The organism is Alcanivorax sp. HI0044 (assembly GCF_001634945.1).
Map to the genome: position 1 here is coordinate 1 of NZ_LWEZ01000643.1, position 1,371 is coordinate 1,371.

1 protein-coding gene and 1 pseudogene are annotated in these 1,371 nt (G+C 56.4%); one reads left to right on the forward strand and one right to left on the reverse strand.

The annotated features are described in order from the left end of the window. Window positions 1-286 (reverse strand): annotated as a pseudogene (locus A3730_RS07785) (DNA ligase); the annotation flags it as partial. A 145-nt stretch (window positions 287-431) separates the two neighbouring features. Between A3730_RS07785 and msrA the strand changes: the two are divergent. Then, the coding region (gene msrA / locus A3730_RS07790) for a peptide-methionine (S)-S-oxide reductase MsrA (RefSeq protein WP_197477363.1) at window positions 432-1,371 on the forward strand (940 nt) is incomplete at its 3' end.

Sequence of the window (1,371 nt, forward strand, 5' to 3'; positions counted from 1 at the left end):
CCTGTGCAAATCGCCCGCGCCCCATCCACAGCTCTCCATCCATGGGCGTATCCGGATAACCGCGCACAAACCAGGCCGGCGCCTTGATCACGTGCCCGCCTTTGCTGATCAACTGCTCCCCATTCCAGTAGGCCCGCNCCCCGTCCAGCTTTTCGCTGACCCAATACCCCTGCAGCGCCATCCCTTTCTCATAGCTCTGCGCCAGCTGTAGTGCCGGGCCCTGCGCCAGGCACCACCCGGCCATTAACCACAGGCCAATAATGGCCAGCCTTTGTCTGCTCTTCACGGCATCCTCCCCGGTTTATGTCAGGCTGGCACCATGACAGATTCCGGCCGTGCGCCCTGTCCGTTTGCGCACACCGGTGATGTAAGCCATAACAGTTGCAACAAATCGCGATCGGCTGCATCCAACAGGCAGGAGGTAAAAAATTATGCGAATTATCACATTAATGGGATTGCTGGTGATCAGCGCGCCGAGCCTGGCTGCCGAAGCCTATTTCGCCGGTGGCTGTTTCTGGTGTACCGAGTCCGACTTTGAGCAACTGGACGGCGTGAGCGATGCCATCAGTGGTTATGCCGGTGGTGACGAGTTGAACCCCAGTTATGAGCAGGTGGCATCCGGAAACACCGGGCACACCGAAGCGGTCAAGGTGATCTACGACCCCGAGATAGTCAGCTATGCCAATCTGGTGACCTGGTTATGGCAACACATTGATCCAACCGATGCCAACGGGCAATTTGTGGACCGTGGTAAACAGTACCGCAGCGAAATTTTTTATCAGACGGCTGACGAGAAGAAAATCGCCGAAGCGTCACGGGCTGCCCTGGAAAAAAGCGGCCGTTTCGACAAGCCCATCGTTACCGATGTCACCAAACTGGATACCTTCTATCCGGCCGAAGACTACCACCAGAACTACTACAAAACGCACTCCATCAAGTACAAGTACTACCGCTATCGCTCCGGCAGGGACCAGTTCCTGGAAGAGCACTGGGACGACCCGAGCCACCGGCCCTGGCTTGAAAAAAAGGTCACCCAGTCATGGCAGGGGCCGGATAATTTTGAGCGCCCCAGCGACGAGGAACTGAAAAAATCCCTGCCGGAACTGGTCTACAAGGTCACCCGCGAAGATGCCACCGAGCGCGCCTTCCAGAACCGTTACTGGGACAACAAGGCCGAAGGTATTTATGTGGATGTGATCAGTGGCGAACCGCTTTTTTCGTCGAAAGACAAATACAAGTCTGGCACCGGCTGGCCCAGCTTTACCCAACCCATTGATCAATCCTTTATCACCGTGCACGAGGACAACACCCTGTTCACCACCCGCACGGAAGTACGCAGCCGCTATGCGGACTCTCATCTTGGCCACGTTT